At 65.7% G+C, this 16,470-nt stretch carries 10 protein-coding genes; all 10 read right to left on the bottom strand.

What is annotated here, in order from left to right:
- Positions 1 to 26 precede the first annotated feature (26 nt).
- A complete protein-coding gene (gene addA, locus AC04SF_RS12645; RefSeq protein ID WP_488478070.1) occupies positions 27 to 3,557 on the bottom strand; it encodes a double-strand break repair helicase AddA in 3,531 nt (1,176 codons plus the stop codon).
- Positions 3,554 to 6,688: a double-strand break repair protein AddB gene (gene addB, locus AC04SF_RS12640; protein WP_488478069.1), complete on the bottom strand. Its 3,135-nt coding sequence runs from the start codon at positions 6,686 to 6,688 to the stop codon at positions 3,554 to 3,556. Before addB ends, addA begins: the two co-directional genes overlap by 4 nt.
- The gene (locus tag AC04SF_RS12635; protein WP_488478068.1) at positions 6,685 to 7,410 is read right to left on the bottom strand and encodes a nucleotidyltransferase family protein; all 726 of its coding nucleotides are present in this window, start codon (positions 7,408 to 7,410) and stop codon (positions 6,685 to 6,687) included. The genes addB and AC04SF_RS12635 overlap by 4 nt, the downstream gene beginning before the upstream one ends.
- Positions 7,407 to 8,918 carry a tRNA (adenosine(37)-N6)-threonylcarbamoyltransferase complex ATPase subunit type 1 TsaE gene (gene tsaE / locus AC04SF_RS12630; protein ID WP_488478067.1) on the bottom strand — a complete coding sequence of 504 codons (1,512 nt, stop codon included), beginning with the start codon at positions 8,916 to 8,918 and terminating at the stop codon, positions 7,407 to 7,409. Before tsaE ends, AC04SF_RS12635 begins: the two co-directional genes overlap by 4 nt.
- Positions 8,919 to 8,926: 8 nt before the next feature.
- On the bottom strand, positions 8,927 to 11,482 hold the full coding sequence (locus AC04SF_RS12625) for a sensor histidine kinase (protein ID WP_488478066.1): 2,556 nt from the start codon (positions 11,480 to 11,482) through the stop codon (positions 8,927 to 8,929).
- Positions 11,483 to 11,681: 199 nt separating this feature from the next.
- The gene (gene ahcY / locus AC04SF_RS12620; protein ID WP_027040652.1) at positions 11,682 to 13,082 is read right to left on the bottom strand and encodes an adenosylhomocysteinase; all 1,401 of its coding nucleotides are present in this window, start codon (positions 13,080 to 13,082) and stop codon (positions 11,682 to 11,684) included.
- Positions 13,083 to 13,263: 181 nt separating this feature from the next.
- A complete protein-coding gene (locus tag AC04SF_RS12615) occupies positions 13,264 to 13,560 on the bottom strand; it encodes an HPr family phosphocarrier protein (protein WP_096452795.1) in 297 nt (98 codons plus the stop codon).
- Positions 13,557 to 13,958: a PTS sugar transporter subunit IIA gene (locus AC04SF_RS12610; protein WP_027032585.1), complete on the bottom strand. Its 402-nt coding sequence runs from the start codon at positions 13,956 to 13,958 to the stop codon at positions 13,557 to 13,559. The genes AC04SF_RS12615 and AC04SF_RS12610 overlap by 4 nt, the downstream gene beginning before the upstream one ends.
- A 164-nt stretch (positions 13,959 to 14,122) precedes the next feature.
- Positions 14,123 to 14,584, bottom strand: a complete 462-nt coding sequence (locus tag AC04SF_RS12605) for an HPr kinase/phosphorylase (RefSeq protein WP_095201014.1) — start codon at positions 14,582 to 14,584, stop codon at positions 14,123 to 14,125.
- Positions 14,585 to 14,673: 89 nt separating this feature from the next.
- Positions 14,674 to 16,455, bottom strand: a complete 1,782-nt coding sequence (locus AC04SF_RS12600) for a sensor histidine kinase (protein WP_095200753.1) — start codon at positions 16,453 to 16,455, stop codon at positions 14,674 to 14,676.
- Between the last annotated feature and the right edge of the window lie 15 nt (positions 16,456 to 16,470).

Raw genomic sequence — 16,470 nt, 5'->3', positions numbered from 1 at the left:
GCGCCCTTCTTCAAGCAGGTCTTGTGTCACGCTCCTGTGAGTCGGGCAAGGGCGTCATCCATGGCCCGGGTCGGCAGTTCGATCAGCCGTGGCGCTTCGGTGAACAACAGGGCCGCCTTGACCTCACGCCCGGGATAAAGCGGCTGCAGCAGGGCGCGATAGAGCGCCAGCTGCAGCAGATAGGCTGGCGGAATCTCGGCCAGCGAGGCGGGGGCCGGCCGATTGGTCTTGTAGTCGACGATCGAAACCGTGTCCGCGGTCACCGCCAATCGGTCGATCTTGCCGGAAATCGAACGCATTTTGCCCCTCACTTCCAGGCTACCCATGATCGCGACCTCGGCGCGCGAGGAGGGTGCGAACAGCTGGCCGAGGCGTGGATCGGCAAGAATGGCGATGACCGACGCCAGGGCCTTTTCGCGCTCTGAGGGCGGCCATGCGGCACCTGTTCGCGCGAGATAACGCTCGGCCGCGCCTTGGCGTTCACCCTCGGCAAGGCCGGGCAGCATCTGCAGCAGCTTGTGCAAAGCGAGCCCGCGCAGCACGGCAAAGCCCGGTTCGGCGTCGGCGTCCAGCACCGGTGAAGCCTTGTCGACGACCGCTTCCTTGCCTTCGTCGATCAGCGCCGAGGCGCCAGACGGCGACAGCGGCCGCGGCAGGTCCTCGAAGGGCGGCAAGGGCTGGAACAGGGTTCCAGGCAACGGACTGAAAGCATCGGCCCGCCGCGCCTGTTCATCGGCGCTCGCCGCGACGGGCGGCAGTTTGGTGACATGGAAACGGTGCACCGGCTCGCCGCCGGCGGGGTGCGGACGCGGTTCGCTCTCGGGCGCGCCGATCAGCGCGCGGCTGACGATCGAATGCCAGGTGCCGGTGTTCGGCGCCCGCTTGCCATGATAGCCGCAGACGATCAGCCGGTCCTCGGCGCGGGTCATGCCGACATAAAGCAGCCGGCGGTATTCGTCGTCTGCAAGCTCCCGTGCCCGTGCCGCCGCCGCCTTCGAAAAACCGTTGGCGACATCGCTGGCCGAACGCCAGAGATAGCCCTTGCCGACGAAATTGCGGCCCGAGCCGTCGAAAGGCATCAGCCGCGGCAGATGCTGGTCGCTGAACGGCGCGGAGCCGCCATCGACCAGGAACACCACCGGCGCCTCCAGCCCCTTGGCGGCGTGCACGGTCATGACGCGAACCTCGTCGCGCGTCTGGTCCATCTCGCGCTTGATCTCGGGGCCGGCATTTTCCAGCGTCGACAGAAAAGCTTCCAGCCCGGGTAGGCCGGTCCGTTCCTCGGCCAGGCAGAAACTCAGGAATTCATCGAGAATATCGCCGGCTTCCGGCCCGAGTCGCGCGATCATCCTTCTACGCACGCCATCGCTTCCGCCAACGCCATGGCATGCCAAGAGGCCGGCATAGAACTCGAACACCGGCTTGAAAGCGGCCTCATCAGCCCAGAGGTCGAGCTGGGAGACAATCTTCGCAAGGGGCTCGTTTTCTGTGGCCTGCTGGCGCAGCGATGCGGCCAGCGACAGGCCGGGCGGCCTCTGCGCGGCGAGCGTGAACAGCGCCTCCTCCGGCAGGTCGAAGATCGGGCTGCGCAGCACGGCGGCGAGCGACAGATCGTCCTGCGGCTGGATCAGCAGATGACCAAGCGCGATCAAATCCTTGACCGCGATATGGCCGGGCAAGCTCAGCCGGTCGGCGCCGGCGACCGGAATGTCGCGGCGCTTGAGCGCCCGGGTCAGCGCATGGACAAAACTGTCGCGCTTGCGCACCAGCACCAGCACGTCGCCCGGGCGCAGCCGCTTGCCACGGCCCTCGATGATTTCGCCCTTGCCGATCCAGCCGGCAATGGTCGCCGCGACATTCTCGGCAACGCGCACCGCCGGCGCATGGGCATGGTCGATCGCTTGCGTCCAGTCATCGGGTTCGTCAACCACATCGGCACCGATCGACGGCCAGACCTCGACATAGCCCGGTGCATCGGTGCGGATAGCCTTATGGCTCAGCGGATCGGGATCGTGGCTGATGCCGCGCCGCACGATCGGGTCGGCAAAGACGCGGTCGACGGCGGCGAGAACGTCGTCGGTCGAGCGGAATGACCAGGTGAGCTTGAGATCGGCAAAGGACGCTTCGGCGTCGCGCACTCTGCCGGCGAACAGCAGCCGGCTGTCGGCGAAAGAGTCCGGCGCTGCGCCCTGGAAGGAATAGATCGACTGCTTTTCGTCGCCGACGGCAAACACCGTGCGGTGGACCCGGTCGCGCGCGCCGAAGCCGGCGAAAAATTCCTCCGCCAGCCGCTTCACCACCTCCCATTGATCCGGGCTGGTGTCCTGCGCCTCGTCGAGCAATATGTGGTCGATGCCCTGGTCGAGCTTGTATTGCACCCAGGGTCCAGCATCGGGCCGCGCCAGAAGGTTGACCGTGCGGGTGATCAGATCGTTGAAGTCGAGAAAGCCCCGGCCGCGCTTCAGCACTTCGTAGCGGGCGATCAGCCAGTCGGCGATGGTCAGTGCCGCGCGTGTGCCTTCCAGCATGCGGAACAGCGCCAGCCGGTCGACGGTTTCGATGATGGCGCTCGACGCCGAGAGGTAGCACTCGGCCAGATCAGGCAATCGGTCGGTCAGCGCCTTCTTGAAGGCCTTTGCCGGGTCGTAGGGATCACCATCGGTCTTGAGGAAGGCTCTTGCCAACAGTTGCAGGCAGCGAACGGGATCGTTCTCGGCGAAAGCCTGACGCGCATAGGGCAGGATGTTGTTCAGCACCGATCTGGCGTCGGTGGATTCGGCGGCCTGGGCGAAGCCGGCAAAATAGTCGGGCAGGAAGCCGGGCAGTGGCCAAACCGATGCTGCTATCCCTTCGGCGGTCTGCCCGGGGCGGAAATGGAATTCATCGAACAATGGCTGGAAGCCGTCACGCCCGACCGCATCGAGGAAATGACGCAAGCCGTCGCGCTTGCGCACGATTTCGCCGAGCAAGGCATCGAGACCGGCCTCGCCGCCTCGCTCCAGCACGGTGGCGAAGGCGTCGGCCAGATCCGGGTTGCCGGCAGCCGTGCCGGAGATCATCTCGCGGCGCGCGGCGGCGAACAGCGATGCTTCCATCTGGCCGTCGAGCATCTCGAAATGGGCCGGGATGTTGGCTTCGAGCGGGAACTGGTGGAGCACCGATTCGCAGAAGGCGTGGATGGTCTGGATCTTCAGCCCGCCCGGCGTTTCCAGCGCTTCGGCGAACAGGCGCCGCGCCCGGCGCATGGTGTCCCGGTCGGGCCGCCGCCCTTCCAGGGCCTCGATCTTCGCGGCCAGCTCGGCGCCACCGAGGACCGTCCAGTCCGACAGCGTGGAAAAGACCCGGTTCGACATGTTGGCGGCGGCGGCGCGCGTATAGGTCAGGCACAGGATTTTCGACGGGTCGGTGCCGTTGAGCAGCAGCCGGATGACGCGCTGGGCCAGCACATGGGTCTTGCCGGAGCCGGCATTGGCCGACACCCAGGCCGAATTTCGCGGATCGGCGGCGCGGGCCTGGCTGTTGGCGGTGTCGCTCGGGATGGGATAGGCTTTCTTCATGCCTCCCCTCCCTCGTCGCCGGCATCGCCGCCGGCCGACCATTCGAGCACGCGGGCGAGATGGTCGTAGTCGCCATCGGTCTCGCCCTCGCGAAACGGCAGCGCGCGCGACAGATAGAAGGTCTGCGGATCGGCATAATGGATCAAAAGCTTTTCCAGCCGCGCCCAGGCCTCTTCGGCCAGATCGGCGGCGGTCCGTGGCTGACGGTTGTGCTCGAGAATGGACTCCTCGAACACTTCGCCATTCGGCTTCAGCCTGATGAAGGCCAGTTGCGACGGCTCGCGCGTGCCCAGATCCTTGAAGGCGCCGCGCCGCAGCAGTGCGCCTTCCAGCGCCAGCTGCGGCGCAAGCAGCGTGTGTGCCTGCGCCTTGGAGGGCGAGGAGCCCGTCTTGTAGTCCAGAATATCGGCCATGCCGCCGGCCAGCAGGTCGACGCGGTCGGCATAGCCCGACAGCGTCACGCCGGATTGGCCGACGGGGGTCTTCCCGGCACGCTCCTCGGCATGGCGCCGGACCACCGCATCGGCGCGCGTGCGCTCCCATTCGACGATGTTGGCCGCAAGCTTCTCGAAGCGCGGCCACCACACCGCCTCGACATCGGCCGGAAGGGCGGCCTCGGCAAAGCAGGCGCGGCCGGCGGCGATGAGGCCGGCTAGCGCTTCCGGCGCACGCGGATCGGCAACGCGCGACGAGAACAGGTGCAGGATGGCGTGGAACAGCGTGCCACGCTCGGCCGCACCGGGATCGCGGATCAGCGGATCGAGCGGCATCAGGCCGAGGATTCGTCTGGCATAGACGGCGTAGGGATCGCGACGCAACGTCTCGATCTCGGTGACCGAGAAATGCGTCGGGCGTACCGCCAATGGCGGCTTCGGCTGCGGCCGCGGCGCGAAATCCTGCTTTGGGCCGGTGTCGAGCGCGCGTGCCCAGGCGAGCAACTCGTCGCCGCGCCGGCGAAGGCTTGCCGCCTGTTCGCTGCCGATGAAGGTGAGCAAGCGCTGCAGCCAGCGCGACGGCACGGCGGGTGCGTCGCCGGCACGCGCCGAACGGGCCAGCACCACGTGTTGCGCGCCCATCGCCATCTGGAAATCATGCGCGGCGAGGCCGATGCGCCGCTCCGGCGGTTCGAGATCGATGCCGGTCTTCATCAGCCGTGACATGAAGCGGTCGCTCTCCGGCTTGCGCGGCCAGACACCTTCGTTGAGCCCGCCAATGACCAGCGTGTCGACATCCTGCAACCGCGCTTCGAGCGCGCCCCAGATGGCGATGTTCCTGTCGGTGCCTTGCGCCGGCTTCACCGTCTCGGGCGCGATCAGCGCGTCCATCACGTCAGGCCATTCGCTCGCCGCGAACGACAGCGGTGCCGACGCCGCGACCAGCCCGCGCAGCAATTCGGCAAGTTTTTCGCCGGCGTCACCGGCATAGAGTTCGCCCAGGCCGCCATCGGCGGAGCGCCCGAGGTTTTCCAAGGCCACGATGCTGGCTTTGACCAGCGCGGCAAGATCGGCATCTGCCTGGTCGCGAAAGGCCGAAAGCGGCGACAGCGCTTCTGTCAGGCGTGCGAGCAGGTTGCGAGCATCCTCGATAGAGCGGACGGTCAGGCGGGAAAGCCAGAAGGGCGGCCGGCTGTCGTCGCCGAGACCGGTGAGGCGGGTTTCGAACAATTCCGGCAGCGAAACGATGTCCGGGCGGCCGGTGCCGCCGCGCAGCGCCACCAGTTCGACCAGTTCCGCCGCGTGGCGCACAGCGGCGCGTTCGAGGCCGAGGCCAAGCAGCGGATGCTTGAGCAACGACAAAAGGCCGACCGGATCGCCCGGCCGGAACACCGCTTCCAGCGCCAGCCGGAGCAGGCTGGCTGCTGGGCTGTTGGCGAGCGGCGTGCCGCCGGAATCGTCGGCAACCACGCCGAAACGCTTGAGCTCCACCGAGACGCGCCGCGCCAGCGCCCGGTCGCCGGTGACGAGCGCGGCCCTTTGGCCGGGGGTTTCCACGGCCTGCTTCAGCGCAACGGCGATGGCGACGGCTTCATCGCGCTCGCTGGCGGCTTCAAGCAGAGTCACGTCGGCGAACGCGCCGGCAATATCGGACGCCGAAAACCCGCTACGCGTCTCGGCCCACAATTCGGTGGTCTCGGCTGGCCGCAGCGCTTCGCCGACAAGCGCGGCGCGAAGCGCAAGGTGCGGCTCGGGCGCGCCGACCTCTTCGACATCCGATCGCAGGACGCCGATCTTGCCGATCAGCCTGGCCAGGCCATATTGCGGGTGGCCAAGCACGGCCGGCCGCGCGCCGGGGGTGACGAGCGCCTGGAAGGATGCTTCGTCCAGCGTGCGGTCGAGCCCGGGCAGCACGATGGCGCCGGCGGGCAAGCGGGCGATCGCGGCAAGCAGCTCCGCCGTGGCCGGGATGGAGCCGGTCGAGCCGGCGGCGATGACCGGTCCGGCCGGTGGATTGCGCCGCAGCCGGGCCGCTTCGGAGCGGATCAGTGCGCTGCGATGCGCGGCCGGATTGGAGCGGTCGCTCTCGCTCAGGAATTTCGGCCAGGCCTCGGTGACGATGCCGAGGAATTCGAGCGTCACCTGCCACCAGCCGGCGAGATTGCCGGTCACCAGGCCTGCAAGCTTCGCCCAGTCGGTGCCTTCCGTCTCGATCTCGTCCATCAGCCCCGCAAGATCGCGCGCCAGCCAGATCGCGTCGGCAGTGGAGGCGGGAATGACGATTTCCTCGGCGAAAAGCTTGGACACATGCTCCGGCAGCCGGCGTTTCCAGGCGCGTACCAGCGGCGTCAGCAGCAACAGGCGTTCGGTCGCCGCGATCGGTGGCGCGAGATCGATCGCTGCCGATGGCTCGGCGTCGAACGCGGCCTCATCCTCGTCGAACTCGCCGAGCGGGCGGATGACGGGCAGGATCGCCGAACCGCCGCCGCCGCGTGCCTTCAAACTGTCGACGAAGACACCGCGCAAGGCACGCGCGGCGCGGCGCGTCGGCACATATATGGTGACATCGGCCAGAGCGAGCGGTTTACCGTCAAAGCGAAATCCCGGGACCAGGCGGCCGGCAAGCAGCGCCTCGGCCAGCGTCGGCAGAAACGGCGCTCCGGGCGGGATCGAGAAAACGCGGCTTGAGCCGCTCATTGCGACTCGGTTAGCGCGCCGGCGACCGCTGCTTCCGCCTGTGGAATGGCATCGGGCGTGCCGACGGTGATCCAGTGGCCGTGCATCGGCATGCCGAACAGCCGGCCGGCGGCAATCGCTCTATCGAAATAAGCGTTGAGCGAATGCGGTTCGGCCAATGCGTCCTTGAACAGGCGCGGATGGATGATCGCCGCACCGGCATAGATCAGGCCGGCCGGATCGCCTTTTGAACGCCGCAAGCCGCCGTCCGGCGCTACCAGGAAATCGGTGCTGCCACAGTGTCCTGTCGCCTGATGGAGATCCGCCAGCATCAGCAGAATATCCATTTTCGCGGCGTCCCATGCAAGGGCGAGCCGCCCGAGATTGAGCGGGCCGTGGTCGATCCAGAAGGTGTCGGCGTTGAGGATGTAGAACGGCTGTTGACCGAGTTCCGGCAGCGCCTTGACGATGCCGCCGGCGGAGTCGAGCAGCCGGTCGCTCTCATCGGAAATGATGATCCGCGGAGCGCTACGCGCGGCGACATGGACAACGATCTGTTCGGGCAGATAATGGACGTTGACCACCGCCTTGGCGACGCCGGCGGCGGCGAGGCTGTCCAGCCCCCAGTCGAGCAAGGTCTTGCCGGCGATCCTGACCAGCGGCTTGGGGATCGTATCGGTGATCGGCCGCATGCGCTTGCCAAGCCCGGCGGCGAGCACGATGGCGGTATCCGGTCTTGTCACAGTGTTCGTTCCTCAAGCAGCCCGTGCGTGTCGTAGAAATCCCGCAGGCTGGCAAGCGCCGGGTGGGACAGCGCCCGGCGCAGATAGTCGCGGATGCGCGGCAGGTGCTTCAGATAATAAGGTTTGCCGTCGCGTTTTTCGAGGCGCACGAAAATGCCGAGGATCTTGGAGTTGCGCTGCGCGGCCATCATTGCATAGGCCTCCAGGAAACTCACTTCGTCGAAAGCCCCCGCTGCATGGCGCGCCGCGACATAGGCGTCGAGCGTCTGCCTTTCGATCTCGGGCGATAGGGTGACGCGGGCATCCATGGCCAGCGAAGCGACGTCATAGGCTGAGGGCCCGATCAGAGCGTCCTGGAAGTCGACGATGCCCAGCCGGTCATGGCCGGCGCGGTCGCCACGCCAGATGATGTTGGGCGAATGGAAGTCGCGCAGCATCAGCGTGTATTCGCTGCCTTGCAGCCGGTCGAAAAGCGCGTTCCATTCCCTGGAGTAGCCGGCGCGAAGATCGTCGCTGGCCGGGCCGCCCGATATCGCCGGCACATACCAGTCGACCAGCAAATCGGCTTCGATCATCATCGCGTCGCGGTCGAAAGGCGGTACTTCGTGGAAACTGCCGGGTCCGGCTTGTAGGCTCCGCGGCCAAGTCTTGCTATGCATCATGGCCAGCAGCTCGGCGGCAGCGGCGTAGCGTTCCGGTAGAGGCTCGCCGTCCTTGCCGAGAAACCCTTGCGAACCGAGATGTTCGAGCAGCAAAAAACCTTGGTCCTGGTCCTCGGCATGGATTTCTGGAGCGCTGACGCCGCCGGCCTTCAAGGCGCGGTCGATGGCCACGAAAGCGGTGACCGACTGGGCGGTGTGGGCGATCACGGCATAGGGTTTGCCGTCGCGCACGGGCGGGCCGAGCACCAGCCGCGGCGAGTTCATCAGCACGCGCGGCTCTTGGCCGGGAAGCGTTACGATCTCATAGGAGCGGGCCGAGGCGTCGCCGATGAAATGGCGGCGCCGCGCTTCGCCCCAGCCGGCACTCTCCAGAAAGCCGCGCATGGCCAGCGACCGCGCCGCGCGGTCGAAGGCCGCCCCTTGCCCTGACAACCGCGCCAGCCGGCCTTCGCCATGCTGGACGAGTTCGATCAAGAGCGTTGTCTTCGGCAGATAGCCTTCGGCCCGCTCAGGCCATTCGACGAGGGCAGCCCCTTGCGTCAGCGCCTCGTCGAAGCCGAGTTCGTCGAGCTCGCTCGCCGAGGACAGGCGGTAGAGGTCGAAATGGTGCACCGGAATGCGCGTGTCGTAGCTCTGGACCAGAGTGAAGGTCGGGCTCGGCACATCGAGACCGGCATCGTCCGCAAGCGTCCGGATCAGGGCCCGTGCGAGAGTGGACTTGCCGGCGCCGAGATCGCCTTGGAGCGCCAGCACGTCGCCGGCACGCAGCGCCAGCGCCAGGTCCTCGCCTAGCCGCGCCGTCTGTGTCTCATCGGTGAGCAACCGCTCCAGCACCAGGCCCGTCATCGAGCGGGCTACTCGGCCGCGGCGCGGATGCCCGGCATGTCGGGGAAGGTGCAGATGACGGTCGTGCCCTTGTCCTTGCCGGTTTCGATGCGAACGTGGCCGCCATGCAGTTCGACGAAGCTCTTGACGATCGACAGGCCGAGCCCGGCACCGCGCCTACGGCCACCATTGGTGCGCGGTTCGAAGCGGCGGAACACCGAATCGAGGACATCCGGTGGCATGCCGGGACCATCGTCATGCACCGAGAATTCCACCCCGTCCGCCAGATGGCGGCAGGCGAGCCGGATGGTACTGGCCTCTGGCGCGTAGTTGGCGGCATTGCTGAGCAGATTGTAGAGGATCTGGCGGATGCGGGTCTCGTCGCCGTGGAAGGTCTTCGGTGCCGCGGCGGCATCGACCTCGAGCCGGATCGAATGCTCCTGCAGCCGGTCGGCAACCAGTTCAGCAGCCGCCGCGATGGTGCGGTCGACATGCACCTCGGAAATGTCGAGCTGCATGATGCCGGCGTCGACGGTCGCAAGGTCGAGTATGTCGTTGACGATGGTCAGCAGCACCGAAGAGGACGAGCTGACATGCTCGACATATTCGCGCTGCTTTTGATTCAGCGGTCCGGTGGTGGGCAGTGAAAGCAGTTCGGTGAATCCGATGATGTTGGTCAGCGGCGAACGCAGCTCGTAGGACACGTGCTGGACGAAGTCGTTCTTGAGCTGGTCGGACTTTTCCAGCGCCTCGTTCTTGTCCTTCAGCGCACGTTCGACATGCACGCTGTCGGTGACGTCGACGAAGGTCATCATCACTTGCCCGTTGGGCAGCGGAATCACGGCATAACGCAGCACGGTGCCGTTGTTGAGCTCGGTCTGGCCGTGGCGTTCGCGGCGTTCGTCGTCGAAACCGGTGATGGCGGCGACAAAACCGGGCCAGGGGCTGTCGACCGCCTGCCGGTCGCTAAGATCGCGGATCGTGGAAACGTGCACATTGGGCTTGGCGGCCTCCGTGCCCAGGCCCCACAGCGTGGCAAAGGCCGGGTTCGACAGCCGCAGCCGGCCGTCGGGGCCGAACACCGCCACGCCCTCGGCGAGATTGTCGAGCGTCTCGCCTTGGACCCGCACCGCGGTCCGGTAGCGGCTTTCCAGGTCCATCTTTTCGGTCAGGTTCTCGAACACCCAGGTGACGCCGCCCTTGGGCTGCGGGTTGGCGACGACGCGGATGGTCTTTCCATCAGGCAGATGCCACCAATGCTCCTGCGATTCCACCGCGCGGTAGGCACCGAGCAGGCCTTCCTTCCAGCGGCGCCATTCGGGCTGCTCGGCGATCTTGCCTTCGCTGCGCAGCCGGTCGAGCAACAGCGCATTGTCGGGCGCGCTGTGCAGGAAGCCGCTGTCGAGGCCCCACAGTTTCTGGAACGCCTGGTTGAAAAAGCGCAGCTTCTCGTCGGTGTCGAAGATGGCAACGGCGGTGTTGAGTTGGTCGAGCGTGTCGGCGTGGCTGCGCACCGTGCGCTCATATTCGCCGCGAATGGTCTCGATGGCGCTGGTGTCGCAAGCAAGGCCGGCCGAACCGTCCGGGCCGGCGAAGTCGGTCACCGCGAAGACACGGCGGTCGCCTTCGATGACGGTGGATAGCGACTGCTCGAAGACGGGATGCGATTTGTGCTGGGTGTCGATTGCCTCACGCGCCTGGCCGCCGAGGAATTCCTTGGCGTCGCGGACGGCGGCCTCCGCGCTTTCGGCTTCGACCGCGTCGGCATAGGCCCGGTTGACCCATTTCAGGCGCCCGTGCTCATCGCGCAGCCATGCCGGCATCTTCAGCGCCTCGAGCAGGCCGATCATCGTGTCGTGGTCGGCGGCCAGCCGCTGGTTGTCGATCTTCAGCCGGGCCTGGCTGCGCTGGGTCTCGGAAAGCGAGACGAACCGCACCAGTATGTGCGCGGCGCTCTTGCGGCCATGCACTTCGAGCGGTGCGCCGGCTTGCGATTCGATGACCAGGTCGAAGGGCCGGGCCTTTTCACGCAAGCCCGCGACGGCATGCTCGAGCGCCGCCGCCGAGCGCGGCATCAGCCAGCGGCCGAAGGCGAGGAAAGCTGCCCGCTCCTCCGGCGCGCCGCTTTCGACCGGCAATGTGCCGATGAGTTCGGGTTTCTTGTTTTCCGAGGCCCAGACGACCACACGCTGGTCGCGCAGATTGAGCAGCGCTTCCGAACGGCGCAGCGCCGCGTTGACGTCGGCGACGCGGCTTCTCAGTTCGACATTTTCCGCCGAGGTACGAGCCCGTTCACGGATGAGAACGATGGCCGACAAAAGCGCCGCGCCCGTCACGCCGACGAACACCGCAAGCTGCATGACTTCGACTGTGCTGATCGACAGGCCGGCCGTCGCCACGGCGGCGTTCTCGGCATGCGCCACGGCGCTGGCCAACGGATAGGCAAGTGCTGAACTGGCCAGGAACAGTCCCGCGCGGGCACGCCATGAAAGGCGCCCACCCTGAGTGGCCGAGCCTATGGTCCCCGAATCGTCATGGCCGCCGGAAACGGCCGATCCCGCTCCGTGCGGGTTTTGCCCCGGCATGTCTTGGTCCTCTCCGCCGCCTGAATGCAAGACCGCCCTGAAACGCGCCTCTCTGATCCCCTCTCGGGCCGGAAGCGTCGCGAATCACCTGACAATAAACCCTCGCCGAATCGCCGTGAAGGCTGATCGCGCGCAAAAATAAAGCCGGGCGAAAAGTCAATCGCCCGGCGTCAATATCTGGTAGTAAATTTAGCTTTGGTTAATAGCGGTAGTGTTCCGGCTTGAACGGACCCTGCGGCGTGACGCCGATATAGGCGGCTTGTTCACCCGACAGTTCGGTCAGGCGGGCGCCGAGCTTGTCGAGGTGCAGGCGCGCGACCTTCTCGTCGAGATGCTTGGGCAGGACATAGACCTGGTTCTGGTACTGCTCGCCCTTGCTGAACAGCTCGATCTGGGCCAGCACCTGGTTGGTGAAGGACGCCGACATGACGAAGCTCGGATGGCCGGTGGCGTTGCCGAGATTGAGCAGGCGGCCTTCCGACAACAGGATCATCCGCTTGCCGTCAGGGAAGGTGATCATGTCGACCTGCGGCTTGACGTTGGTCCACTTCAGATTGCGCAGCGACGCGACCTGGATCTCGTTGTCGAAGTGGCCGATATTGCCGACGATCACCATGTCCTTCATCGACCGCATGTGGTCGAGGGTGACGACGTCCTTGTTGCCGGTGGTGGTGATGACGATGTCGGCGGTCGGAGCCGCGTCTTCCAGCGTGACGACCTCAAAACCGTCCATCGCCGCCTGCAGCGCGCAGATCGGGTCGACCTCGGTGACCTTGACGCGGGCGCCGGCGCCCTTGAGCGAGGCCGACGAACCCTTGCCGACGTCGCCATAGCCGCAGACGACCGCGACCTTGCCGGCCATCATCGTGTCGGTGCCGCGACGGATGCCGTCGACCAGCGATTCCTTGCAGCCATACTTGTTGTCGAACTTCGACTTGGTGACGGAATCGTTGACGTTGATGGCCGGGAAGGGCAGCAGGCCCTTCTTCTGCAGCTGGTAAAGCCGGTTGACGCCGGTGGTCGTCTCTTCGGTGACGCCGCGGATGGCCGCCTTCTGCTTGGTGAAGAAGCCGGGCGAAGCCTTCAGGCGCTTCTTGACCTGGGCGTAGAAATATTCCTCTTCCTCGCTCTGCGGATTGGACAGCACATCCTCACCGGCCTCGGCGCGGGCGCCGATCAGGATGTACATGGTGGCGTCGCCGCCATCATCGAGGATCATGTTGGAAAGGCCGCCATCGGTCCACTGGAAGATACGGTCGGTATAGTCCCAATACTGTTCGAGGCTCTCGCCCTTGACAGCGAAGACCGGAATGCCGGCTTCGGCAATGGCGGCTGCCGCGTGGTCCTGGGTCGAGAAGATGTTGCAGGAAGCCCAGCGGATATCGGCGCCGAGCGCCTTCAGCGTCTCGATCAGCACCGCGGTCTGGATGGTCATGTGGAGCGAGCCGGTGATGCGCGCGCCTTTCAGCGGCTTCTTGGCGCCGAATTCCTCGCGGCAGGCCATCAGGCCCGGCATTTCGGTTTCGGCGATATCCAGTTCCTTGCGGCCCCAGCCGGCAAGCGAGATGTCGGCGACCACATAATCCTTGCTACCCGTCATGGCAGTGCTCCGTGCAATTTGATGTGCTTGCGAATTGGTTGCGGATGCGCCCGCGCCGGTTGGCGCGTCGAAGGGCGCGAATTGCCGGCCTGACTAGCAGATCGGTATCGAGACGACAATGGGATATAAAGAAATCTTTATCCCTGCATGTCTCTCGGGCATGCCCGGGCGGCGTGCGGGATCAGCATTCCTCGCCGAAACGGGAGGCGACAAGCTGCTCCAGCGCGTCCATGACCTCAAGCGCCTCAGGCCCGCTGGCGGTGACGCGGATCGAGTAGCCCGGGCTGGCGGCAAGCATCATCAGGCCCATGATCGACGTGCCGCCGACCTTGAGGCCGTCCTTCTCGACATGCACCGAGGCGTCGAAGCCGCTGGCAAGCTGGACGAATTTCGCCGAGGCGCGGGCGTGCAGGCCGCGCTGGTTGACGATCGGAAACTCCCGGACAATCTGGTCTTTTTCCGGGGATAGCGCGTTCATTTGCTGCTCAGAAGCTGGCTGGCGACGTTGATGTATTTGCGGCCGGCTGCCTGCGCCTCGTCGAGCGCGGCCGCCATGTTATCGCCCTTGCGGATCGAGGACAGCTTGATCAGCATCGGCAGGTTCATACCGGCGATCACCTCTGTGCGGCCGGACTCCATCACCGAAATGGCGAGGTTCGACGGTGTGCCACCGAACATGTCGGTCAGCACGATGACGCCTGTTCCGGTGTCGACGCGGGCGACGGCGTCGACGATGTCGCGACGACGCTGTTCCATATCGTCGTCGGCACCGATCGCCACGGTTTCGAAATTGTCTTGTGGCCCGACGACATGTTCGACGGCATGTCGGAACTCGGTGGCCAGTTGACCGTGCGTTACAAGCACGAGTCCGATCATTCTTTGGTGGCTCCCGTCATCGCCGCTTCACAGGCGCATTTTATGCTCGCCAGCCATTCCAGGCGGCGGGAGCGCTATCTTGTCGACGCGCGGCCCGTTGACAAGCCCAAAATTGCGCCGGCCCATGCCATTTTGACGCATTGCAGCAAAAAATCGGGAGCGGATCATAGAAAAGGCGCGATCGACAGCCGCGCCATCACGGCGGGCAGGGCCGTGGCGGCGTTACGCTCGGCAAGGTCGATACGCGGCACCGGGCAGCCTGCGACCGGCTCGCTGATTTCCTCCTGGAAACGGGCCATCTCTGGCTTTGGCACCAGCCTCACATGCAGGTCGATCACCCCGCCGGGCTCGAACGGCAGCGGACGCGGCATGAACCCAGGCACTTCGGCGAGACCGGCGATGGTCGCCGGCACGCGACAGACCAGCCGCCCCGCATGGGCCGTGGCAAGCAGCCTATCGTCGCCGATCAGCCGCGAGAACAACCCGCGCGCGCGACAATGGTCCAGGAGTGTCAGCGCCAGCGTCGTCTTGCCGGCACCGGACGGCCCAGTGATCAGGACGCCGCGCTCGCCGATCAGGATCGCGGTTCCATGGATGTTTTCAGGCGGAGCGACAGGATCAGGCACGATCATGACCGATCACGTCTTTGGATGAGGCATGATCTCTGGATGAACGGAACCGTTCGTCCGAGAAAACCGGTTTCCACTTTGCGGGATCATGCTTCTGCCGGCAGCGTCACGACGAAGCGCGCGCCCTTGATCTCGCCGGGCTTGGTGCCGGGGATGTTCTCGGCGGTCAGCGTGCCGCCATGGGCCTCGACGATCTGCCTGGAGATCGACAGGCCAAGGCCTGAATTCTGACCGAACGCCTCGCCGGCCGGCCGGTCGGTGTAGAAGCGTTCGAAGATGCGGTCGATGTTGTCGGCACGGATGCCGGGACCATTGTCGTCGACGGTCAGGATGTTGAACTTGCCGGCGCGCGCCAGCGACAGGCTGATATGGCCATGGTCCTCGGGAACGAAGGAGCGCGCATTCTCGATCAGATTGGTGACGACCTGGCCGATGCGCAGATCGTGGCCGGCGACGAAATAGCCTTTGACGCCCTGTGGCAGCTTGGCGACCTTGAGTTCGATCTCTACCGCCTTCTTGTTGCGGGTGGTTTCGCGCGACACGGCGACGAGGTCGGTGATGAATTTCTTCAGGTCCACCGTCCCGGCATCTTCGCGCGCCAGCTCGGCATCGAGACGGGAGGCGTCGGAAATATCGGTGATCAGCCGGTCCAGCCGCCGGACATCATGCTGGATGATGTCCATCAACCGGCTGCGCGAATTGTCGTTCTTGGCCAGCGGCAGGGTTTCCACCGCGCTGCGCAGCGAGGTCAGCGGGTTCTTCAGCTCATGCGACACGTCGGCGGCGAAGCTTTCGATCGCCTCGATGCGGGCATAGAGCGCGTTGGTCATGTCGCGCACGGCGACCGACAAATTGCCGATCTCGTCCTGCCGGTCGGAAAAGTCAGGGATTTCCTCGCGGCTCTTGACGCCGCGCCGGACCCGGACCGCCGCGGCGGAGAGCCGGCGCAGCGGGTTGGCGATGGTCGAGGCCAGAAGCATCGACAGGATGGCGGTGACCAGCGCCGCGATGCCGAAGACGCGCAGGATCGCCTTGCGCTCGGCAGCGACGATCTTGTCGATGTCGCCGCCTTCGGTCGACAGCATCAAGACGCCGAGAACGGCGCGGAAGCGCTGGATCGGCACCGCCACCGAGACGATCTGCTCGCCCTGTTCGGAGACGCGCACAATGGTCGACGGGCTGCCGGTCAGCGCCTTGACCACTTCCGGGAAGGCAGCGCCATTGCCGCCGGGCTGTTCGTGATAGACAGGCAGGTCGGTGTTGCGGAAGAAGTCGAAGATGAATTTCTGGACGCGCTCGACAAGGTCGGGCTCTTCCTCCTCGACCGGCGGCAGGTCGTAGCGCAGGATCTGGCCGCGCGAATAGAGGTGGCGCGAATCGAGCAGCAGATTGGCGTCGCGGTCATAGATGCGGGCCCGCGTCCGGGTCGGCGAGATCAGCCGCCGCAGCACCGGCGCGACACGTTCGGGATTGATCGGGAAATCCAGATTGTCGAGCTGGTCCGAACCCGGCCCCAGACTTTCGCCGGCCTGCAGCTCGAGCAGCTTTTCCGGGTCGATGCTGATCGAATCGGTCTCGACCGTCGCCGACGCCGCGATTGCCCCGGCGATGATCTCGCCCTGGGTCATCAGGCTTTCGACGCGGGCATCGATCAGCCCGTCGCGGAAGGTGTTGAGATAGAGGATACCGGTGACCAGGACGGCGAGGCCGGCAAGGTTGAGGAACAGGATGCGCCGCGTCAGGCTGGAAAAGATGTGGTGGCCGAGGAAGCGGCGCATCGGCACCGTGATTTTCGATACGAAGGACGGCATGATGCGCGACGGCCGCCTGGCGCCCGTCGGCCTGCTTCGCTGTGCTTCCACTGCCATCGAATAGCAGTCCCT

It is taken from the genome of Mesorhizobium sp. CNPSo 4671, assembly GCF_057784245.1.
This window is presented reverse-complemented; position numbering and strand designations above follow the sequence as displayed.